The sequence below is a fragment of the Pirellulaceae bacterium genome (assembly GCA_029243025.1).
Lineage (GTDB): Bacteria > Planctomycetota > Planctomycetia > Pirellulales > Pirellulaceae.
Map to the genome: position 1 here is coordinate 223,564 of JAQWSU010000018.1, position 23,242 is coordinate 246,805.

Genomic DNA, 23,242 nt, shown 5'->3' on the forward strand with positions numbered 1-23,242 from the left:
CAATGGTCGACCCCCTTTTTATCTCAGAACTGGAAAAAACCATGGACCAAGTTTTGTTGTTGGGCGGCGGAAAAATCGGTCGGATGATCGCGAAATTTTTGACCGAGTCTGGTCACTACCGCGTCCGTGTCGCGGACGTCGATTCGGAAGCTCTCGCGAGAATCAAAACGACCACGGATGTGGAAGTCGAAAAACTTGATGTGACCCAACATGACCAACTGTCGAGCTGCATGCAGGACTGCCAGAGTGTGGTATCGGCACTCAGTTTTCGTTTCAATCCATCGGTCGCACAAGCAGCCCTGGAAACGGGCACGAATTATTTTGACTTAACCGAAGACGTTGCTACGACTCGGGCCGTGCGAGACATCGCCAAGCGTTCTCAGGACAATCAAATCTTCATGCCCCAGTGCGGACTCGCACCAGGATTCATCTCGATTGCAGCCCACCATCTCACCAAGTCATTCGATCGTCTTGATCGAGTCCATATGCGAGTAGGTGCTCTCCCCGAGTTTCCCACAGGTGAACTGAAATATAACTTAACCTGGTCGACAGATGGTTTAATCAATGAATATTGCAATCCTTGCGAGGCGATTCACGAAGGCAAACGAATTGATGTTCTGCCGCTCGAGGGGCTGGAACACTTCTCGCTTGATGGTGTCCGATACGAAGCGTTTAACACATCGGGGGGCCTGGGCACACTTTGCGAAACGCTGAACACACAAGTCCGTGAACTCAACTACAAAACGGTTCGTTATTTGGGACATCGACAATTAATGCAATTTCTTGTTGGTGAATTGCGAATGAGTGAACAACGAGATCAGCTCAAAAAGATATTAGAAGATTCAATTCCCATCACCTTCCAGGATGTGGTCGTCACTTTCTGCACCGTCTCGGGCTGGAGAAATGGAAACTTGGTTCAAATGAGCGATGCTCGTAAGATCTATGCGGAAACGATTGATAACGAACCCTGGAGTGCGATTCAATTAACCACCGCAGCCGGCATCTGCGCCGTGATCGATCTGGCCCGGGAGGGACATTTGCCGCCAAAAGGATTCGTCAAACAAGAGGATGTCAATTTCGATGACTTCCTCAACAATCAATTTGGTCGACGTTATGCAAACCAAGCGGCAACCCGTTTCAGCAACGCAAGCAGCCAAGGAGAGACCAATGAGTAATCCATTGCAGCAAAGTCTGCAAAGAATGGGAGTTTCCGACTCGGCGGCAATCATGGTTGGCAACAACTCGATCGCCGGGCAAGGAAACGTATTGAAGGTCGACTCTCCCATTGACGGATCGTGCCTTGCCGAACTGACGCTGGCAACCCCCGCCCAGACCCAAGAGGTAATCCAAGAATCGGTTACCGCATTTCATGACTGGCGCACTGTCCCGGCTCCACGTCGTGGTGAATTGGTGCGACAACTGGGGGAAATACTCCGAGAACACAAAGCCGACTTGGCCACGGTCGTATCCTGGGAAGCGGGCAAGATCACCCAAGAAGCGTTGGGCGAAGTCCAAGAGATGATCGATATTTGCGACTTCGCGGTGGGGCTCAGCCGACAGTTGTATGGCTTGACCATTGCCAGCGAGCGACCGCTGCATCGACTCATGGAACAATGGCACCCTTTGGGACCCGTCGGCATCATCACGGCATTCAATTTTCCGGTCGCAGTTTGGGCTTGGAATGTGGCCTTAGCCATCGCCTGCGGTGACTCCGTCATTTGGAAGCCTTCGGAAAAGACTCCGCTTTGTGCGCTCGCCTGCCAGAGCCTGTTTAATCAAGTGTCGAAAAAATTCCAGGATGCACCCGACGGATTATCGAGCGTGATTGTGGGCGGAGCCGATACGGGACAAACACTCGCCGCCGACAATCGCATCCCGCTCATTTCAGCCACAGGATCCGTACCAATGGGCCGAGCCGTCGCCCAAACCGTCGCCAGTCGCTTGGGACGCAGCTTGTTGGAATTGGGCGGAAACAATGGAATGATCGTTACCCCGTCAGCAGATCTCGAACTTACCATTCGCGGGATCGTTTTTGCTGCAGTCGGCACTTGTGGCCAACGCTGCACCACGCTGAGACGGCTGATTGTTCACCATTCCATCGCCGACCAAGTCATCAGCCGATTGCAGCAGGCCTACCAAAGCCTGCCGATTGGCGATCCAACCCAACCGGGGACCCTGGTCGGACCGTTGATTGACGAGCGTGCAGCTCAAGCGATGGAAGGCGCCATCGAAGCAGCTCAGTCGCAGGGCGGTAAGTTGATAGTTGGCGGCGAACGTGTCAAACAAGACGTTCCACCCAATGGTACTTACGTTCGACCAGCGATTGTCGAAATTGACAGTCAGGCTGAGATTGTGACGCAAGAAACATTCGCGCCGCTGTTGTATGTCATGCGTTACGAAAGCCTGAACGACGCTATCGAGATCCACAATGCCGTACCGCAAGGACTCGCATCGGCGATCTTTACCAGCAACGTACGAGAAGCGGAACTATTCTGTTCACCCGCCGGCAGCGACTGCGGAATCGCAAATGTCAATATTGGAACCAGTGGGGCGGAAATCGGTGGCGCGTTTGGCGGCGAAAAAGAGACAGGCGGCGGTCGGGAGTCCGGATCAGACTCCTGGAAAATCTACATGCGCCGAGTCACCAACACGATCAATTACTCCACCGATTTGCCACTGGCACAAGGGATCAAGTTCGATACCTAGGTGTTAGACGGACTCGTGCGATGGCCACCCGCAGCACTCGCTCAGAGCAAGTCATCGAGTTCATCCACGAGTTGGCTGAAGTATTTGAGTGCGGTATTGACCGGCTGGGGCCGCTCCATATCAACGCCCGCATCGCGGAGCAGATCGAGCGGATCTTTGGAACAGCCAGACTTGAGAAAGTTGAGATAAGCTTGCAAGTCAGTCTCCCCACCCTTCAAGACACGCTGGCTTAAAGCGATGGCTGCTGACAATCCGGTGGCGTACTTATACACATAGAAGGCGCGATAGAAATGCGGAATCCGCAAACACTCCAATGACAATTGATCGTCGATCGTGAAATCGGGACCGAAGTATTTAACCAACAGATCTCGATAGACGGTTTGGAATGCCTGTAGCGTCAAGGGCTCACCCGCCTCCGCCATTTCATGCGTGATCTTTTCGAATTCGGCAAACATCGTCTGGCGAAAGATCGTACCGCGTATGTCATCGATCTCGCGATTGATCAAGAAAGCTCGACGCTTCTTGTCAGTCGTATTCTCCAATAAGTGATGGCTCAGCAGCTCTTCGTTGAACGTGCTGGCAACCTCGGCAACAAAAATGGTGTAATCGTAGTATTCGAACGACTGATGACTTGACGACAGGTAACTGTGCATCGAGTGCCCCGCTTCATGGGCGAGCGTAAAGACATCGTTGAGCACTGTTGGCTGGTAGTTCATCAGGATATACGGATCACCATCAAACGACCCACAACTAAAAGCACCACTTTGTTTGCCTTGATTCGGATAGCGATCACACCAGCGTTGACTCAGCCCCTGCTCCAAGACCGAGCAATATTCATCGCCTAACGGCCGCAAAGCGTCAATGATCACTTTCACGGCTTGCTTCCAGGTGTGTCGCGTCTCGAGGTCGCTCAAAATCGGCACATAAGTGTCGTAATGCCGCAAGTCGCGAAGCTTCATTTTTCGCCGACGCAAGTCGTAGTATCGATGCAGGGCAGGCAGATTACGATGCACGCTGCCAATCAGTTTTTCGTAGACGGAATCAGGCACGTTGTCGGGGAATAGCGCGGCGTGCAGGGCAGAATCATAACCGCGTGCCCGGGCATAGTAGACATCCTTTTGAATCGATCCATTTAACGTTGCGGCGATCGTATTCTGATGGGCCTCGAACTGTTTGTAGTAAGTTGTGAACGCTTCCTTGCGAACCTTTCGACTTGGTGAGACAAGTAGCTGGCCAAACGTGGCGTTACTCAACTCAACCTGCTCGCCCTTCTCATTCTTGACCACGCCGAACTTCATATCGGCATCCAATAACTGTCGAAACGTTCGGCTGGCAGTCTGCGACATTTCCGACTGCATCGCCAGCAACTGTTCTTCGCGTTTGCCAAGCGTGTAGGGTTTTGAACGCACTAACCTATCAAGTGTCAACCGATAGTGTTTTAACTCAGGCGAATTCATCAACTTCTTCAGCTTTGCGCCGGATAATGCCAACAGCTCCGGACGAATAAAGCTGGCCTCTTCCGCAGCGCGAGCCGCAATGTTTTGAAATTGCCCCATCCGATTCTGCGAGTCACCATCGGCCTGATCTTGGGCCGTATTGAGAAATGCATAAACGCCCAACCGTTCCGCCAAGCGGTCAAAATCAGAATCAAACTTGAGGCATTTCGCCAACGTCTTAGGGCTCTCCCCCAACTTGCCACGAAAAGCTGCAAATCCGGAGATCTGGCGTTTCATTTTTTTCAGATCACGCTCCCAGGCTTTGTCGTTGGGGTAAAGACTGGAAAGATCCCAAGTGTCATCAACTTTGACGCGTGAGCGCGAAGGTAGACGTTTGACTTTACTCATCGGTCCTCTTGACTTTCGTGAAGAAAAGGGCGTTCGTCTTAGCTAAGATCACCCATCACCATTGGACGACTGCGGCACCCCAGGCCAGTCCTGCACCAAAGCCGCACAGTAAGACTCGATCGCCGCGAGACAGATTACCCGCGCCGTAGGATTCATCAAGTCCAAGAGGAATGCTACCTGCGGAAGTGTTCCCAAAGCGATCAACATTGATCAGCATTTTCTCCCGTGGAATGGCGAGCGCCTCGGCCGCCGCTTCGATGATGCGAATGTTCGCCTGATGCAAGACAACCTGTTTGATGTCCTCCAACGTGCAGTTCGCATGGGCAAGAACTTCTTGGAGCGTGTCGGTGAGCGTTCGTACGGCCCACTTGAAGACTGGTCGACCATCCATCTGAATGAACTGCTCCCCTTCTGACAGCGATCGCGGAGTCAAAGGACGCCGCGAACCCCCACCTGGAATTCGCAACAGATCGGCGCCCGATCCATCTGAACCCATCGTGAAAGCCAGAAATCCCTGATCGTCATCGCCCGGACCAAGCAAGACCGCACCCGCTCCATCACCAAACAGGGGAAAAGTCTTTTCATCATCCGGATTCACGATCCGAGTATTGATGTCAGCTCCCACGACGAGGACACGTTGACACGTACCCGCACCAATGAACTGTGCACCCGTTAGCAGAGCGTACATGAAGCCAGCACAGGCCGCATTCAAATCCATAGCTCCCGCTTGAGGCGCCGCAAGACGCTCCTGCAAGAGACATGCCGTCGATGGAATGGGAGCGTCCGGCGTCATCGTCGCCAGCAAAATAAGGTCGATGTCAGCCACATCCGTACCCGATGCGTCCAAACACCTCTGAGCCGCCTCGTAGGCCAAGTCACTCGTCGCCATGTCCGCCGACGCTCGACGACGACTCTGAATTCCCGTTCGTTGGATGATCCAGTCCGAATCGTAACCGAGCTGTCTCAGATCCTCGTTGGTGACAACATCCGGCGGCACGTAGCTACCCGTTGAAAGCAATTGCACACCTGTCAACGAATGCATTCGATTCCGCTGAGAAGCTTCACAAGTGGGAAGTGCTATCGGGATGTTCCGAGGTTTGATGGCCGGAGAACTGCTCATTAAATACTTTTACTTATGCTTGAAACTGCCGTCGGATGGCTTCCGTTCGGGAACGGCTTCCTCCGAACGATTCTCTGCTTCGTGAGTTTCGAATATAGCAGAATACGTGCCCGGCCTGGATACCCGCCAGCCGGATCGCCCGAATCGGACCTCAATCGCGACAGATCTCAAGGAATAATTATCGAAAATCTCCTGATCGGCTCTCCGCCTTCACGCCCGCCGAACCGCCATTCAGATAGTCCGTCTGCTGGAACGGCGTGTTCGATGCGGAAGCTCTGGACCGAAGAGGGACGAAAGAGCCATTTAATCATTCGTCCCGAAACGGGGCTAACCGGTCGAAACATCCCAACCGAATAACTTCCGTCGCCGCCGCCATTGCAGAACAGCCGCGACCGTGCCCGGTTTGCCGAATTGCCGGCCGGGCGGTGGCTCAGCCAACCTGTCGACACCCCGCCAGCCAACTACAACCCAAACCACCCAAAACACCCCTTATTCAACCCATACTCTCAGGTCACCCAGAAGAAACGAGACTTCCTAACTGTCAGACCTTTCGGGAAAGACAAATCCCTGCCTCTTTCACAAAGAGTTTCGATAATTCCATTACCCAACCCCCGCTAAGGGGTGTTCGACCAAATCGCAGATCGGTACATTCAGGGGAGACAGTTCGCGAAGCATGGACTTGTAAAGAAAAGTCTGTCTGGAATTTGGTAAGGCGGAGGTTAAGCATTACCAAACCAGTTGTTCGCTGCCGGGGGGGCGTGACTTCTTCAGCAAACTGGTTATCGGAATTTAACTTACAGGACGTTCCTTCCAAGACGTGATCATATGTGCTTGCTGGCAATACAGTATCGACTCGTTCCAGAAGCCCCGATTTTGGTGGCCGCTAATCGTGAGGAATTCTATGAGCGACCTTCGCAGCCCCCATCGATTCAATCGGGAAAGCCGCGTGTGCTGTGCGGAATCGATGCTCAGGCCGGTGGCACTTGGCTAGGCGTCAACCAACATGGGTTGGTGATTGGCGTTTGCAATCGACGTAAAGCTTCCTCAACATTCCCTTCCCGCTCGAGGGGCGTACTCTGCCGCGAACTATTAAAATCGAGTTCGGCCGTTCACGCTCGAGACGTGGCGATGGAGGAGTTATCCAGCGGTCGTTACGACGGCGCTAATTTTGTTTGTGTCGACGCCGAAAGTGGCTGGGTAGTTCATGGTGCCGAGGAGATCGACACGGTAGAAATGCATGAAGGTTTGAACATCATTTCTAGTCGAGATTTAAATGATGCACGAGACGAGCGAGTGGAAATGGCCCGGCGCTTGTTAACATTGCACACGCTGGACTCGCCGGTCAAATTCCTGGCTGTCGCCAGCAAGGTTTTTGCTCGACCGCCGTCGCCTCCAGGACGACCAAGCATCGTCATTCGAGACAAAGATCGTGGCACGGTCAGTTCGACGCTAATTTCGCTTGGCAAAAAGCCACGTGACGCGATCTATCAATTTTCCGGTAGTGCACCGGATCGTTCGCGGTACGAAGATTTTTCGCCGCTCCTGCGAGACATTTTGAGCCGAGGTCTCCGTGAGGCGAGCACGAACGCCAACACCTAGTCTTTCGGGCAACGATTTCGAATAAACCACAGGCCGTCGCAACGTCAGTTCGTTGCGACGTTTTTTCTGCGCTTACGATTCCGCTCGTACAACAATGCGTTTCCACTCTTGCCTACTTGCCGGATTGCTCCGGTCTCCCGTAGGCAGTAAGCAATGCGTTGGGCAAAACTGCGATTGATCTTTAAGCCTTCCGCAACGTGCTGAGTGTGAAAGGGTTTGGGCAGGCGTGGCGGCAGCAATTCGGCAAGATCATCTGCCGTACGAAACTGATGAATATCTTGAACTTCAATCAGTTTTTGGTCTTCGACTTCATGATCCCTTTCACGATGCCTTCGCCGCTTTCCGTGGCCGGGATACCTGTATTCTTCCACGAAGACTAAAGGGACTTCGAGCAGCAGATTCGGGTGGGGAAACACTTTACTAAAGTAGACAAGCTCGTGAAACACTTCCAGGATCGTACAACGTTTGGGGCTCATCCGGCGATCGATAATTCGCCGGCCTTTGCCACTCCGTTTGATGAGCCGCTTCATGGCAATAATTGGTTTCACGACACGGACACGATGCTCCCCAACGAGCTGTTGAATCTTGTTGCGAATGGCCGCCAACGAACCGTGTTGAATTTCAATTAACTCATCACCCGAAACCACATCGATTCGATAACGATCGAGTTTGACCTCGAGATCGGCCTCTGAATGGGCGTAGGCGTCTTTGAGTTGACGATGCAACGAAGTTTCCATGAGATCAGTCGGGCATCCAATCCGGGCAAAGTGAAAGCAATGCTGTCGCCAAAAGGTGTCCAGCGTCCCTAGAGGATATCGACCAATCGCAGAAACGGGTTGAACGAAGCTGCCAGCAAATCTGCCGGACTCCTTTTGCCGCCTCCGTTTCGCGGCGATCTCCAATCGATTTAGCGGGTTACGAAGACTGGGGTTCGATTCCAAAATCGCGAATGGTGAGCAGTGTTTTCAGGGGCACCCCACGACTCGCGAAAGCCGTCTCCCCGCCCTCAAGCCGGTCAATAATCGCCAGTGCTCCAATGACCTTGAGACCAAAATCTCGTGCTCGATCAACGGCTTTCAAAGCACTGCCGCCGGTCGTGACCACATCTTCGACGATGAAGACCCGATCTCCAGGATTCACCGGGCCTTCGACCATTCGACCTTTTCCGTGATCTTTCATTTCTTTCCGGACAATGAAGCCCCGCAAGCCGCGAGATTTCTGCCCCGCCAAGGTGATGATCGCCCCGGTAATTGGGTCGGCGCCAATGGCCATGCCTCCTACCGCATCAGGCGAATCCGCAGCCATGAATTCCAGCATGCCGGCACCGATCAAATTGGCCCCGCGGGAGTCAAGCGTTACTTTACGACAGTCGAGGTAAAACTTGGCCTTCTTACCGGAAGCGAGGGTAAAGTCACCAAATTCCAAGGCTTGCTCACGAACCAAATCGATCAGAGCGTTGCGATCATATTCCGACATGCGACTCCCACCAATAAATCTCGACCACGTTTTTGACGGACGAACCTATCGTATCGTCCGCGGCCGTTGATCGTAAAGGAGGGCAAGTTGGAAATACGTCCTCATCGTCGTACGGTCAGCCGGGAACCGATCGAAAGGATCGCATTCAGATCAGCGACGTCGGATTGGCTCACAGCGATACAGCCCGCATTGGGACTTCCCATATCGACATGAATACCCACATTGTGGGCAGCTGTTACTTGTTCGCCCCGCAAACCGATCCAGTACGAGCCGTAGGGATTACTTGGGTCTTCGCGACTCACACGATAACCAGTGGTGCGATCGAAGTACTCTCGACCAGCCTCTTTTGAAGCAACTTCGTAGTCACCCTCTGCGATTGGTGTACCGGCTCCGATGCGCGCGGCGAATCGACCGGCGTAATGACGACCAAGAAAGACCGTAATCTCAGCTTGCTCTGATCGCAATTCAGCACGAAATGGTCCCTTGACGACCTTGAGTGATTCACCCGGATAGAGTTCATAGGGCGTCGCAACGCCGTTGATGCGGGCGAGGAAGTCGACGGGAACCTGATACTTGGCCGCTATCTCACCCAACGTCTCACCCTCTTGGACAACATAGGCGGGCTCCATGAAGCTCTCTTGCGAATAAATCACCGTTCCCGCCAATTCATCCAAGGCAGCCGTACAACGTCGAGCTTGTTCCGTTGACATCGACGGTTCGTTGTACCAGATCGATAGCGTCATCAAGGCATCTTCGAGCTTGCCAGTGTTGATACTTGACTGAGCCAATTTCCAGGCTTCGTCGAAACCATTAGCCTTCCCGCTCAGATCAGCGGATGCCTCTCCGACAGGCGGAATGACCGGGTCGGAAGTTTCTGGATAGCTGGCGGCAGGTTGCTGGTCATAAGAGTCATCGGCGGAGGTTCCAGCATCCGCCCCAAACGGCTGCTGCGGAGCTTGCATACCGGGCAATTGCGAAGCAGCGACCTGCGAGTCTGGGACCGTCGAGCCGGGGCCGGGTGGGTTAAGGGTTGCAACGTCGCTCTCTGGTAAATTCCCTGATGCGGTCCCTGGTGCGTCCGTCTGGGGGGAATATCCATAAGGATCGCTATCCGTTGCAGCGGGACTTGCTGTCGAGGCAGGGAAAGGATCCACCCAATCATTGGTGACACGCTCGACTTCCAGACTGGGTTCTGTCTGAGGCGATGCGACTTGCGTCGCTGAGTCTGCGGACAGTTGTGCGCCAGCGGAGGCTTCCGGAATCGTGACGCTGACCCCCATTACATCCGCCTCATCCATCCCACCGAGACTGGCAACAGGTTCGGCAGGTGGATTGCTGAGAACCACATAAGCGCCGTAGCTAACAGCCAGCAAAGTCACCGTTACGATCGCATTCTTTATAGAATTCACCTTCGTCCTCCTTGACGAATTCAACGCTGATTTCTCAACTAGAGGAATCCAATTTCGGTCCCCTTTGTTGCCAGGCTTCTTCTCCATGAATTTCGACGATGCAAACAAACCGTTAGAGGATTACGAGTATCCGGAGCCGGACGTTGACGACGACACGGAAGCGGAAACTGTGCCTTGCTCACATTGCGGCGAACCAATCTACGAAGAAGCTGTGGAATGTCCTTACTGCGGTAATTATGTTCAAGCGTCGACCAGCGTCTGGTCTGGTCGTCCCATCTGGTGGCTGATCATCGGAGGCATTGGCGTTGCTGCAGTCATCTACACGCTATCGCTCGCCAGATAACCGTCGACTTTTCAGCGCGGCGAATCATAGGAGATGTGGCAGCCAGCGGCTAGGCCGATTTGCGGGAAAATCAACGCCAAGCTGAGAGTTGCTCGATCCACGATTCAAACCAACTCGGATAGTTTAGCCCGACTTGCGAGTCAACTGCTGAAACTGGTCCTTCAGTAGCTTTGTGATCGGGCCCGGCTTCCCGTCGCCAATCACGCGATTATCCACTTTGATCACCGGCACAACCTCGGCCGCACTACCGGTCAAGAAACACTCGTCGGCGACATAGACATCATGTCGCGTCAAAGGAATTTCCCGCACGACAATGGATTTTTTCTTAGCGAGATCGATTACCGCCTGACGTGTGATACCGTCCAGAATGCCTGCGTCGATCGACGGAGTCATCAGTTCTCCCTGATTGACAAGAAAAACATTGTCGCCGGTACACTCGGCCACTTCGCCTTTGTGATTGAGCATCAGAGCTTCGACGCAACCGGCCTGGGTACCCTCAATTTTCGCCAGCACATTGTTCAAGTAGTTCAGTGACTTGATCCGTGGGCTCAACGCCGCGGGATGATTTCTAATCGTACTCGCCGTAATGATCTCTAATCCGTTCTCATAGTACTCAGCCGGGTAGAGAGCGATCTTGTCCACGATAATAATCACTTGCGGATTACGAGTCCGCTGCGGATCGAGTCCAAGCGACCCCACACCTCGCGTCACAATCAATCGGATGTAGGCATCGGGAAGCTTATTTTTGGCTAAAGTTTCTTTAACCGCTAATCCCATTGCCTCACGGCTGATGGGAATCTCCAAGAGAATCGCTTTGGCAGAAGCCCAAAGCCGCTCCAGATGCTCATCCAAGCGAAAAACGGCGCCACCGTAGCTCCGCATCCCTTCGAAGACACCATCCCCATAGAGCAACCCATGGTCGTAAACGCTGACCTTGGCATCTTCCGTATCGAAATAAGTACCGTTGATGTAGACCTGCAGTGCCATCGATCGCTTAACTTCTCGGTTACGAGTTTAGGGAGCCGTCCACCGACGAGGAGTGAATTGCCTTGGAAATGTTAACTCTACTCTACTCACCGACAGAGTTCATTATTCTGGACATCTTCCGTCCGGAATGGGAATTTTAGCGGTTGGGCCTGCAATCAGCTGCTAGGCAAAGCTGACGCGCCCTTCGACCAATTGCACAACTCGATCCGTCTGCTGAGCTATGGCTGAATCGTGAGTCACCATGACTATAGTGAGCTTCTGATCCTGGTTCAAGGACCGCAGGAGATCCATAATCTGAACACCCGTTTGGCGGTCCAGGTTGCCGGTCGGTTCATCAGCCAGCAGGATTTGGGGGCGATTCAAAAGAGCTCTTGCAATCGCTACTCTCTGCATTTCACCGCCAGAAAGTTCACTAGGCCGGTGCTTCAAGCGATGCGACAGCCCCACTCGCTCAAGCAATTCACTTGCCTCCCGGCGAAGCTGCTTCCGTTTGCCCCAGTAGGCGGCAACGGAATGACCGATCATCGCCGGCAAGATCGTATTCTCAAGCGTCGTGAGCTCGGGCAACAAGTGATAGAACTGAAAGACAACGCCAATATCTCGATTTCGCATTCCATCACGTTTGGCGGGCGTCAGATTGTCGATCCTGCGGTCCTGGAAATGGATCTCACCACTGTCGGGAGCATCCAAAGTCGCGAGCAAATGGAGCAAGGTACTTTTCCCAGATCCACTTTTCCCCACGATGGTCATGAATTCGCCGTCCCCTACCTGGACGTCAACCCCCTTGAGTACCGGAACCTGAACAGGCCCCTTCCGGTAGCTTTTGCGCAGATCACACGCTTCCATGACGGCCTCTCCGACCATCGGCTGTGTTACCCGGGTCTCGGGAGCGACACGAAAGTGAGGTCCACGTAAGCCTTCGGCTTGCGTGGAGCTCGCGAGTTTTTCTCGGGCAGTCGTCAATTTACTCATATCGCAAAGCCTCCACAGGGTGCATCCGAGCAGCTCGAACCGCAGGCAGAACGCTCGCGATCACAGCAATCAGCATTGCCCCAGCAACGATCCAACCGACCGTGTAAGCGTTGATGATTGTCGGAATCTCTTGAAAATAATAGATCGTTGGATCGAACACTTCTCGCCCCGTCACCATCTCCAACACGGCTGCGATACGATTGATGTTCACGACGAATAGCAATCCCAACACCATCCCCACGCCCGAGCCAACACAACCCAACGAGAGACCATAGCCCAAAAAGATGGACATGATTCCACGGCTTGTCGCCCCCAAGGATTTGAGGACACCAATATCACGAGTTTTTTCGACAACAATCATGAAGAAGGTTGCCAGGATACCGAAACCGGCCACCGCAATAATTAAGAACAACAAGATGTTCAGGATCGTCGTCTCCATTTGAACGGCTGCCAAAAGTGGCCCTTGCATGTCTTTCCAAGTTTGAATCCGGTACGGAAACAATTCGGCCGGAAACCGCTCTCGTAGTTTGTCGCGGGCCGCATTCAGATCCACCCCGTCACGCAACTTGATTTGAATCGAGCTGACAGCACCAGCGCCCGTCTCGGGGTTAATCATCCCACGCAGATACTGGAGCTGCCCGATCGGAATAAAAGCAAATGTCGAGTCGTATTCACTCATTTTACTTTCATAGAAATCACACACCGTAAAGTTGGCGCTGACCGCCTGAGGTGGCGTCCCCGCGGTCGGAAACGTGACTTTTACATCATCACCTGGTTTGCAGAGAAACAGATCAACAATTTCGCCCTCGGGGGTCCGATGGCGAATATTGGAGGTCGCAATTCCTAACACGATACCCACATGCTGCTGCGTCGCCGCATCAAACGTACGGGCATCATTTTCTTCATCCGTTACTGCCTCGAATGGATCGCTGCCAATGTCAAATCCAAACGGGCTATCATCACTGTCGGCGACACTCTCCGTTTCAGGAATCGTATTCGTTGCCCCATCGCCCCCGTTGTCTTGAGGAGTCGTTTGATTCAACTTCTCCATCTGTTCGCGATAGTACCGTTCCTGAGCAACTTTGACACGACGGTACGCCCAGCCCGCCTCTCGCAAGCGAGAATCGTAGCCCCGTTCGTACAAATCAAACGAAAGTTTTTCACGGTTTTGAGGATGCAGTAAATACTTACCAAATTCACTCACATTGGCGTAGGAACGTTCATCAATGCCGATCAGGTTGACCTGCTTCGTCATCCATTGCCCACGTACTTGAAAACTTAACATCGCGGGAATGTGAACCGTCGAAGTTAATCCGGTCAAATCATCCCCGATGACCTCGCGAATCTCGTTCTCCAGCTCGGTCGGATCCAGAATACCTTCCATGCTGTGAGCTTCGACGACAACGTCAGATAGAATGCCGTGTAGCCGCTTGTGCATCTCACTCTGAAATCCCGACATCACACTGTTGACGACAATCATCGTGGCCACGCCAAGCATCACACTCATGATGGATGCCAGCGCAATGTAACGGGTACGGAGATATCTCAGACAGAGAAGCAGCTTATACATGGCCATTCCTTTGGCGCGAAAATCGATACTGGCACCGCGTGAGAATCCTTTCCCACCACCAAGTGTGACAGCTAAGAAGCAATTTCTGGGCGAAGTAACGGGAACAGAATCACGTCCCGAATCGTTTGTGTGTTGGTCAATAGCATGACTAGGCGGTCGATGCCAATACCTAATCCACCAGCAGGCGGCATGCCGTGACGCAGAGCGCGAATAAAATCGTGGTCCATTTTAGCCATCGAGTCTTCATCCGACAGCCCTGCTAGCTGCGTCTTGAACAGCTCTGCTTGCAAATCAGGGTCATTCAATTCCGTGTAAGCGTTAGCCACTTCCATCCCCTGCACGAACAGCTCAAAACGCTCGGCAATCTCAGGCTGGTCCGACTTTCGCTTCGTCAACGGACAAATGCTAGCGGGATAGTCGATCACAAAAATCGGCCCCACCAGCGAGTCTTCGACTTTCTCTTCGAAAATCTCGTTCTTGATTACATCCGGATGGCGACCTGCTGTTTCGATACCAAGTTTGCTCGCGAGTGCTTGAACCGCCTGTTCGTCAGAAGCATCGACCCCGGTACATTCCTGAAACAGATCGGCGTAGGATCGCCGTGCAAACGGCGGTGAGAAATCGATGGTGGATTCGCCCCAGGGCAATTGCTGCCCACGTCCAAGTTTCGCGATAGCATCCAGAATAATCTGTTCGGTCAAGTCCATCATCGTTTCATAGTTGCCGAACGATTCGTAGACCTCGAGCATGGTGAATTCAGGATTATGTCGAGGGCTTATCCCTTCGTTTCGATAGACACGCCCCAACTCATAGACGCGTTCCATTCCGCCGACGAGCAATCGTTTGAGGTGCAGCTCGAGCGCGATTCTGAGGAACAGCTCGAGATCCAAAGTGTTGTGGTGGGTGACAAAGGGTCGAGCAGCCGCCCCACCGGCAATCGAATGCAACGTGGGCCCCTCGATTTCGCAAAACTCTTGTTTCGCGAGGGTCTCCCGCACGGACGCAACAATCTTTGTTCGATCGAGAAAGCGAGGCAACACACCTTCGGTGTAGGTCAAATCAAGATACCGCATTCGCTGTCGCAGTTCAGGATCACTTAAGCCATGATGTTTTTCGGGGGGTGACTCGAGTGACTTACAAAGGAAATGTAAGCTTTCGGCAAAGATGGTGACTTCGCCGGTCTTCGTTCGCCGCAGCTGACCATCAACTCCGACGATATCCCCCAGATCAAAACAATCGGATAGCTCCCAAGCTTGCTCGCCAACCTGTTTCTTACCGACGAACAGCTGAATCTGCCCAGTTTGATCTCGAATGTCGATGAACTTCAGTTTGCCCGTGTCGCGCATCAGGACGATGCGACCAGCAGCTCGAACTTTTGGCCCGACGAGTTCACCCTTTCCCTGATCGGCAAGCCATTGTCGAAAATTGAAGTCGGGATCAGCATCAGGATCTGCAGGATCTGGTAGCTCCATTTGCTCGCCAGATTCCGTATGAAACCTCACTTCGCTGACTCGGTCGCGGAGCTGTGCAATGGACTGACGGCCGTCAAAGCGACTGCCCCAAGGATCCACTCCCAACTCTTGAATGCGTTGCAGCTTTTCGCGACGCGACTGTTCTAGACCACCACTGGTTTCTTGCGCTGTTGTCATGACCCTTTACCCTACCTTGACGTCCAAAACCGGCCTCGGCGAATCGAGACATTCTAGTGCGTCGGCCAATAAGATGGTAGGTGCCGGCAGACCGCAACGGATTACTCAGCGCAAACTTATTTCTTAGTGTCGGTTTGCGGAACAAGCTTTGCGAGTTTTTGACGAACGCCAGGTACGATTCGACTCGCATTTTCATAGTAGACACGACGCAAGACTTCATCTGGCAAACCAATTCCGTAGATCCGCCAAAACCCTTGGGGCGGAAAATCCTTTTCGGAATAAGGGAAGTACTCGTCAAACGTCTCGAGAAAACGCCAGTAGAGGCGCAAACGAGTCTCCGGCCAGGGCCCGTCAGTCCCAAACAGAATGCGATCGGAATGTTTCAAGAAGAACTTACGCGCCGTGTAAGGTTGTCGGCCCAATTCTCCGATACGTGAGGCCAATTCGACGTAAAGGTTGGGATATTGATCCAGCCACTCACTTACCGTCTGCAAATCTTCCGGATTATTGGCCAGATGGGCTCCGATAAAGATCGTTTGCGGCTGTCGATCGATCACTCGATTACGAGCGGCAAGTAGCTCTTCTCGACTGGGAAAGGCATCACCATAAAAACTCCAATCTGGATGTCGGCTCAATTCCTCCCAACGTTCATTGGTCTCGTCAATTGGACGAAAGAACGCGGCTGGATCGGCCGTATGAATGATCACCGGTAACCCGAGTCGCCCGCAAGCCTCCCAAATCGGATTCCAACGCGGATCGTCAATCCGCATCAGCGAACCGTCTGCGTTTCGATAATTCAGCCCAAAGCGTTTAAAGATTTTGAGTCCACTCGCCCCCTGCTGGGCCGCCGCTTCCAAACTCATGACGGTTCGCCGCACAAAATCGGGCCGCTGGCAATCCCAGCTGCTCGGATCATCTTCCTTACCATCCCCCCGCCAATCGATATTCGCGAAGACGACAAACCGATCCTGATACTTCTCATTCAGCGCTTGTTGATGTTCGAGCAGCATCTCGGGCAAACGTCCATCGAGGCTTGCGCAAATGGCAATCCCATTTCGATCCATCACGCGGACAAAATCATCCAAACGCTGCAGGGACCCTTTGAATCGGTGATGAAAGTGCGTATGCACATCAACGACGGGATATCGAGCCCGATTGACACCAGCCTGCCGCAGGCGCAGCATCGGTTGCGGGCGGAATTTATCGAGTGGCAGCGCTGCCGAGGACGAGGTTGGTTGATCCCCTCTCGTTCCCTCCGAGACCGCCTGCAAAGGCAACCAAGACTGAAACAGCAGGATGCCCGCCAATCCGGCTACCAATAACGTCACAATGCGTATGAACCAACGCAGGGGTCGGGGATCGCCGATCAACTTGAACGCTCCGAACGAAAGTAGAATGCATTGCGTAACAACCTTTGCTACATTTATCGTAACAGGAGGCGCGAGGCGATGCCGAACATTTCCGCAATCTGTCCATCTCAGGCATTTCCCTCAGGCAATATCATCAGTGTATGACGGCCGATCGAACTGAACAGCAATCATCGGAAGAACAACAACGATCGCGTGAGTTAAGCCACGAACGAGCGGCTCCGCCATTACAGATTCCCGGCTATCAAATTCGACAATTCTTGGGATCGGGCGCTTACGGCGAAGTTTGGGTCGCCATCGATGAAAATACTGGGCGGCGCGTCGCGATCAAGTTCTACACCCATCGCGGCGGATTAGATTGGTCACTCCTGTCGAGCGAAGTCGAAAAATTAGTGTTTCTCGCCGCAGACCGATACGTGGTCCAATTGCTGGATGTCGGCTGGGATGCCACCCCACCCTACTACGTGATGGAGTACGTGGAAAATGGCTCGCTCGAAGACTACCTGGGTGAATATGGAGCATTACCCACGGGAGAAGCTGTTGAAATCTTTCGAGACGTCGTCAGAGGTCTCTTGCATTCACATGGAAAAGGCGTGTTGCACTGCGATCTTAAACCCGCCAACATTTTGCTGGACCAAGACAATAAACCGCGGTTAGCTGATTTCGGCCAATCTCGCCTCTCCCACGAACAGACACCTGCACTCGGCACCCTGTTCTATATGGCGCCGGAACAGGCTGACTTGGAAGCCGTGCCTGATGCCCGCTGGGATGTCTACGCACTGGGCGCGTTGCTTTATTGCATGCTGACAGGAGAAGCACCCTATCGAAGTAAAGATGCCATTTCCGAAATCGATTCCGTTCGTAGTCTGGACGACCGCTTGCATCGCTATCGAGAATTCCTCAAGGCGCACCCAGCAGCCAACGAACACCGCGCGCTCAAAGGCGTCGACGGCCAACTGGCTAACATTGTGGATCGCTGCCTGGCGATCGATCCCGATGAGCGGTATCCCAATATACAAAGTGTCAGCGACGCTCTTACCAATCGAGATTTGTCGCGTGATCGGAAACCGTTATTAATCCTTGGCCTGTTGGGGCCATTGCTGATCCTGATGGTCACAGCAATCTTTGGTTGGTGGGGCTACGAAAGAGCGTTGTCCAGTTCGCAAACCCTCCTGTTGAAACGAGGCAAAGAGAGCAACAAGTTTGCGGCCGACTTTGTCTCGGAAGCAGTCGCGAGACGAATTGAAGGATACTTCCGCGACGTCGAAAATGTTGCCACCAACCCAAACTTCATCAAAACACTCAGCGAACTCACCGAGAACGGCGAGATCTTCGCAATCACGGAGCAACTGCGTGGCACGGAAAGCCCGCCGGAACTCCGCAGCAAACTTGAACAACACCCGCAGCGTCAGGCATTGCAAAGCACCCTGCAAGATTTGCAAGACAAATCCAAACAAAAAGACATCGCCAGCTGGTTCGTCACGAACCAACTAGGCATTCACCTCGCAGCGGCCTTCGATTCTCCCACCGCAAAATCATCGATCGGTCGCGACTATTCATATCGAACCTATTTCCATGGCGGACCCACGGATCACCCTGCTCACCCTACCCCGATCCGCCAAACACATCTCTCTGCCGTGTTCCAAAGTACGATCACTGGCATTTGGAAAGTTGCCGTTTCCACCCCGGTGACAAGCAATGACGGCCAACTCTTGGGCATTGTCGCTTTGACAGTCGAACTCGGACGAATCGGTGAACAGCTTGACGAAACGAACGAACGCCAGTTCACTACACTTGTCGACGGGCGTGAAGGCAACAGCAAGGGTGTCATCCTCCAACATCCTCTCTTTACTGAGATCTTGGCTCGCAACGAGACATTGGACACCGAATTCAGCACCAACGAGGCCTATCGGATTCCATTAGATGCACTTGATGATTCCAACATTTATCGCGACGTTTTGGGCCAACATCGCGAAGGAGCTAATTTCGACCAAGATTGGATCGTCGCCAAGCGTGAAGTGCAACTCGACCCAAATGCACTCAATACGACGGGCTCCCCAATCGACACCGACACAGGCCTTGTCGTTATCGTGCAAGAAAACTACCAAAATGCGACACAACCGATCAATCAATTAGGACATTCACTTCTCGTCAGCGGCCTGCTTGCCTTAGGCGTTGTGGTGCTAGTCGTTTTCATAATCTGGTTTCTGGTGGCTCGCGCTCTCCGCGACCCCAATGAGAACGTCCGAAGAAATGGACTTTTTCGCTCGAGCACTTCAACAATCCACAGTATGGACACGATTGAATTACCCAGTCGCATGAAACGCTGATCCGCGCGATTCCGTAACTGGGTTTCAACAGCGTCAATTCAGCACGACAGCTGCTGATCGAATGACTACTTTTCGGCCGGCAACAGATCCGCTTCGTCTAGCCAACAGTGCATGATGGTCTTGCGTGAATTCGTTGTATAGATCACGTGAATCTTTCCATCGCTGGCCTGAATCCCGCAGGGATAGGCAAAGGTTTGGTCTCCATCAGCAAGCACCTTCCGGATCGAATAGCTTTTGTCACCATCGGTTGAAATCTCCATCACCAGCGGAGTTCGACGGCTAAAGCTATCGTTATAAAGCAAAGCCAGATGCCCATTATTCAAACTAAAAAAATCAACGGCCGCATTCGGATTCGGCCATTTTGTCGCTGTTCCCGGCGACCAGGTACGGCCTCCATCTCGCGACTCAGAACGCACAACATAGCCACGTGTTTCCGGCAAATAGTCACCCCCGCGACGGTTATAGCAGACGTAGTAGTCATCAGAAACTTTAGCGACGGCCGGCTGAATACAGCCAGTTTTAAAACCGATTCGATTCGTTTCGGACCACTCCTTGGTTGCCTGATCATAGCGTAAAAAGAGTGACGTGCTTCCTGCGCCGACGACTTCCGTATCTTCACCCTGCTCATGATACACGGGCAGGAGGTAGTCCCCATCGTCCAAGACGATCGGATGACTCCGAACCATCATGCCTTGCTCGATCGCAATCAAGAACGGATCTGACCAAGTCACCGCGTCGTCGGTCGAGATCTTGGCTTTGATCCTGGAAGTCGACCAGGTATCGCCGTAGCGAGTCAGATAGAACAGCCAGACGACACCATCAGGTGCTTGCCAGACAACGGCATTTCCCTCGGACCGGTTCGGCGTATCCGCAATAATCTTTGGTGTCGACCAAGCAGATTCACCTTGGGGTTTCCGGGCCCCGTAGATCGCCGTATCGTCCTGATACTCTCCACTCCCGCCATAAAACACGAGAAAAAGATCCCCGTTTTGAAGTTCGTCAAAGCTCGCCGGATGCTTGTAGGGCCCACCGGGATCCTCCGGACCGAACACCTTTTCAGTCGGGAGAAGCTCGATCTCACCGGACTGCTCCTCCGTCGCGCCCGCCGGTCGCAAGCCCAACAGCAACAAGAAAAAAAAGCCGGCGATCATCCGCCCATTTACTTGCGGCAATAGAACGATCGTGAAAGATTTGTTGAGATATTGATTCATGATAATTTCCGATTGAGCCCCATAAGTCGCTTCAGGAATCCGTACGAAGCGCCCGATCGATTAAGAATTGCATGTGATCCAGATGTGCTTGGGCCTCGGCACCCTCCGCCGAGACCACTGTGACGAATTGTCGAATTCTTCGCAACTGAGAGAGTGCGGCTGACTGCGGTATCGCATTCCCATCACCGGTGGTGTCCAATAGCTTCACCAACCGACGTACGTATTCGATCTGTAGATTCTGTCGAAGCGTATCGTAACCCGACTCGTCAACTGCCATGATTGCATTGGTCAGATCTGACATAAGTTCGAATACAGAATACTCATTTCCATACAGTCGACTGTCCGTAATTCTCGTCAGCACACGAGCATGCATCAGGTGATTGAGAACCGATTTCTGAGCGTTCAAAACACGATCATGCAACAGAGGTTCTTCTCGATCATCAAAGAAATCAAATCCCCGCCGTTGCTGCTGTAGATAACCCAATACATCGCTGGGCAGGACAAAGGCTGAAGGACCAAACAGATGCTCACCAAGTAGTTTCATAGCTCTCTTTTGATCATCCTTCGAGACGGGACGCAGGGGCTGTTTGGCACCCGGTTGCCCATGAAAACCACGATCCACATAGAGTCCACCCACATACCGAGAAGCCACTTCAGCAGCGCGCCGATGCTCCTTCAGCAACAAGAAGAAAGAGTCTCGCAAAGCCTGATAGGAGTCACCATCACGAGGAATTTCACTTTTAATCTTTCCCATCGTCTCTTTGGACAAGGCGATCCGTCCTTCGGCGTAGGCGATTGCGTCGCTGGAAAGATCATAAATCATCACACGCGGGTCAACCGCTTTGCCAGCAGAACGCATGTCATCCGCATCATTGCCAAAGGCTAATTCAGGTTCGGTCGAACGTGCCAGCAACTGGGTCAGGCGTTTTTCCTCTGCATCAGCAGACGGAGCGCTCGATCGATAACCATACTCAATCGCCCAAAGGTCATACGGCCCCGGCTTGGTCGTGTAAAACAGTCCCTGCTTTCCTCCGGGCGGCGCGACGTTAATCGCGGGATAATCCATCACAGATCCGGTAATTCCTGCTTGCTCACCCAACTCACGACTTTGCAGTTCGGCCGGCGTTAACAGCTGACTCGACTTCATATTGTGCATTAGGCCAAGCGTGTGCCCGACCTCATGCAACAACAAATAATGCAACGACTGATTTAATAGGTCCTCAACCTCCATGCGAGAATATCCCGCTGAGCGGAGTGCATGAATGCCAAACACGTTCGAATGTTGAAGTCCAACACCTAAACTACAGAACGGTTGATCTCGCCGCGATTTTGGCGGCGTCGGTGCCAGCACATTTTGAAAGTTAATACGATTTGTCAGGAAGGAAAACTCCAGCATGATGTCGGCTCCCAGAATCTGCCCCGTCCGCGGATTCGTAAAGCTCGGCCCATAACCTCCGAATGGAGGGTTCGGCGAGGAGGTCCAACGCAAAACGTTGTATCGAATATCTCCCGCATCCCACTCGGCGTCATCAGGCTGCGTGCGGATCTGAATCGCGTTTCGAAAACCGGCGTGGGAAAACGGCTCATTCCACGCCAGTACTGCTTTCGCAATTACACCTCTCACCTCCAGAGGTGTTGTATTCTCAATCCACCAGACGATGGGTTCGACGGGCTCGGAAAGCTCTGCCCCTGGATCACTCTTTTTCAAATGCCAACGCCGGATCACGTCTCGATAAGGTGTTGCATCGGTCGACGTCATATCGGTGACTCGCTGAGTGAAGTACCCGACACGAGGATCGTCTCGCCTAGGACGATAATCATTCTTTGGCAATTCGATTAAAGTATGCTGCACGACAATACTTACATTTCGCGCGTCGGTTACATCATCACCACCGCGTACTACTGGCGAGGCATTGTCGTAAACATATCGCACTGTCACCGCCGTATTTTTGGGGTAGCTCTTTAACTTCGTAAAGTTGGTTTTATCAACATTCAAAGCCCCCAGGGTGAATTTCGCTTTCTCGTCCTTTTCGTCTGGAGATGACGACGGCTTGATCTGTTCAAGACTCTCATTCAAGAACAGGTCGTCGGCCTTAATGAGAAATATCTGCTTCGCCTTATCCTCGGCAACAATTTCCGCACTCACCAGAACAGCCGGACTAATGTTGGCCATCGCCGCCCGTTTCAGTGGACTCTTCGCATCAAAATAATAAGCCGTGTTCTGGGCTGTAAACTCCAACTGGCGAAACTGTTTCCGAATCGAAATCACTTCGTTCGCGCGAAAATTCCCACGAAAGTGTCCCACCGAAACGAGACCGTCGACCGTGTGACTGAAGTAAATGAACTCCTTGTTGAGCTGCGGCTTTTTGACAGCAAAATAAGCCTGCCCCGACTCTCGCTCTTGATAAAGCGTAAAAAGACCTTCAAACTTCTGACTATCCTTCACGATTTGCTCGAAAGACTTTTCAGAGCTCGCTGGATTCGAATTCGAGTCGGTTGCGGATTTCGTTGTCGACGCTGTGGGTACTGCCTCATCAGCAAAGACGTTGATATTGCCGATCGTCGTGAGCAGCCCGATGTAAAAAATGAATTTCATGAGTGATTACCTGATACACATTCTCTGAAGATGTTTGTCATCAGCTGCAATGCCATGCGTAGG

17 protein-coding genes are annotated in these 23,242 nt (G+C 52.7%); 5 read left to right on the forward strand and 12 right to left on the reverse strand.

The window, feature by feature from the left end:
- Positions 1 to 2 precede the first annotated feature (2 nt).
- A complete protein-coding gene (locus P8N76_08485) occupies positions 3 to 1,175 on the forward strand; it encodes a saccharopine dehydrogenase NADP-binding domain-containing protein (GenBank protein ID MDG2381698.1) in 1,173 nt (390 codons plus the stop codon).
- Positions 1,168 to 2,706 carry an aldehyde dehydrogenase family protein gene (locus P8N76_08490; protein ID MDG2381699.1) on the forward strand — a complete coding sequence of 513 codons (1,539 nt, stop codon included), beginning with the start codon at positions 1,168 to 1,170 and terminating at the stop codon, positions 2,704 to 2,706. Before P8N76_08485 ends, P8N76_08490 begins: the two co-directional genes overlap by 8 nt.
- 41 nt (positions 2,707 to 2,747) lie before the next feature.
- Here the strand turns inward: P8N76_08490 and pepF are convergent, their stop codons facing one another.
- Together pepF and P8N76_08500 are read right to left on the reverse strand one after the other, a co-directional pair.
- Positions 2,748 to 4,550, reverse strand: a complete 1,803-nt coding sequence (pepF, locus tag P8N76_08495; GenBank protein ID MDG2381700.1) for an oligoendopeptidase F — start codon at positions 4,548 to 4,550, stop codon at positions 2,748 to 2,750.
- Positions 4,551 to 4,605: 55 nt separating this feature from the next.
- Positions 4,606 to 5,592 (reverse strand): ketoacyl-ACP synthase III, encoded by a 987-nt coding sequence (locus tag P8N76_08500; GenBank protein MDG2381701.1) that lies wholly within the window; start codon positions 5,590 to 5,592, stop codon positions 4,606 to 4,608.
- 903 nt (positions 5,593 to 6,495) lie between these two features.
- On the opposite strand from P8N76_08500, the gene P8N76_08505 reads away from it, so the two are divergent.
- The gene (locus P8N76_08505; GenBank protein ID MDG2381702.1) at positions 6,496 to 7,269 is read left to right on the forward strand and encodes an NRDE family protein; all 774 of its coding nucleotides are present in this window, start codon (positions 6,496 to 6,498) and stop codon (positions 7,267 to 7,269) included.
- A gap of 44 nt (positions 7,270 to 7,313) precedes the next feature.
- Here P8N76_08505 and P8N76_08510 read toward each other — a convergent pair whose 3' ends face one another.
- The 3 genes from P8N76_08510 to P8N76_08520 all read right to left on the reverse strand — a co-directional run bounded on the left by P8N76_08510 (position 7,314) and on the right by P8N76_08520 (position 10,154).
- Positions 7,314 to 7,994: a hypothetical protein gene (locus P8N76_08510; protein MDG2381703.1), complete on the reverse strand. Its 681-nt coding sequence runs from the start codon at positions 7,992 to 7,994 to the stop codon at positions 7,314 to 7,316.
- Between the two features lie 190 nt (positions 7,995 to 8,184).
- The gene (gene pyrE / locus P8N76_08515) at positions 8,185 to 8,745 is read right to left on the reverse strand and encodes an orotate phosphoribosyltransferase (GenBank protein MDG2381704.1); all 561 of its coding nucleotides are present in this window, start codon (positions 8,743 to 8,745) and stop codon (positions 8,185 to 8,187) included.
- Positions 8,746 to 8,846: 101 nt separating this feature from the next.
- On the reverse strand, positions 8,847 to 10,154 hold the full coding sequence (locus tag P8N76_08520; GenBank protein MDG2381705.1) for a LysM peptidoglycan-binding domain-containing protein: 1,308 nt from the start codon (positions 10,152 to 10,154) through the stop codon (positions 8,847 to 8,849).
- A gap of 85 nt (positions 10,155 to 10,239) precedes the next feature.
- Between P8N76_08520 and P8N76_08525 the strand changes: the two genes are divergently transcribed.
- Entirely contained in the window at positions 10,240 to 10,497 is a 258-nt protein-coding gene (locus tag P8N76_08525) for a zinc ribbon domain-containing protein (protein MDG2381706.1), read from the forward strand.
- A 123-nt stretch (positions 10,498 to 10,620) separates the two neighbouring features.
- Here the strand turns inward: P8N76_08525 and ilvE are convergent, their stop codons facing one another.
- From ilvE to P8N76_08550, 5 genes are all read right to left on the reverse strand, one after another.
- On the reverse strand, positions 10,621 to 11,484 hold the full coding sequence (gene ilvE, locus P8N76_08530; protein ID MDG2381707.1) for a branched-chain-amino-acid transaminase: 864 nt from the start codon (positions 11,482 to 11,484) through the stop codon (positions 10,621 to 10,623).
- Between the two features lie 162 nt (positions 11,485 to 11,646).
- Complete coding sequence (locus P8N76_08535; GenBank protein MDG2381708.1) at positions 11,647 to 12,456, reverse strand: ABC transporter ATP-binding protein; 810 nt, start codon at positions 12,454 to 12,456, stop codon at positions 11,647 to 11,649.
- Positions 12,449 to 14,026 carry an FtsX-like permease family protein gene (locus P8N76_08540; GenBank protein ID MDG2381709.1) on the reverse strand — a complete coding sequence of 526 codons (1,578 nt, stop codon included), beginning with the start codon at positions 14,024 to 14,026 and terminating at the stop codon, positions 12,449 to 12,451. The genes P8N76_08535 and P8N76_08540 overlap by 8 nt, the downstream gene beginning before the upstream one ends.
- Before the next feature lie 71 nt (positions 14,027 to 14,097).
- On the reverse strand, positions 14,098 to 15,675 hold the full coding sequence (gene lysS / locus P8N76_08545) for a lysine--tRNA ligase (GenBank protein ID MDG2381710.1): 1,578 nt from the start codon (positions 15,673 to 15,675) through the stop codon (positions 14,098 to 14,100).
- A gap of 116 nt (positions 15,676 to 15,791) precedes the next feature.
- Positions 15,792 to 17,045: an amidohydrolase family protein gene (locus tag P8N76_08550; GenBank protein ID MDG2381711.1), complete on the reverse strand. Its 1,254-nt coding sequence runs from the start codon at positions 17,043 to 17,045 to the stop codon at positions 15,792 to 15,794.
- Positions 17,046 to 17,185: 140 nt separating this feature from the next.
- On the opposite strand from P8N76_08550, the gene P8N76_08555 reads away from it, so the two are divergent.
- On the forward strand, positions 17,186 to 19,372 hold the full coding sequence (locus P8N76_08555; GenBank protein MDG2381712.1) for a serine/threonine protein kinase: 2,187 nt from the start codon (positions 17,186 to 17,188) through the stop codon (positions 19,370 to 19,372).
- A 65-nt stretch (positions 19,373 to 19,437) separates the two neighbouring features.
- Here P8N76_08555 and P8N76_08560 read toward each other — a convergent pair whose 3' ends face one another.
- On the reverse strand, positions 19,438 to 20,583 hold the full coding sequence (locus P8N76_08560; GenBank protein ID MDG2381713.1) for an exo-alpha-sialidase: 1,146 nt from the start codon (positions 20,581 to 20,583) through the stop codon (positions 19,438 to 19,440).
- A gap of 31 nt (positions 20,584 to 20,614) precedes the next feature.
- Entirely contained in the window at positions 20,615 to 23,179 is a 2,565-nt protein-coding gene (locus P8N76_08565) for a zinc-dependent metalloprotease (GenBank protein MDG2381714.1), read from the reverse strand.
- Positions 23,180 to 23,242 lie beyond the last annotated feature (63 nt).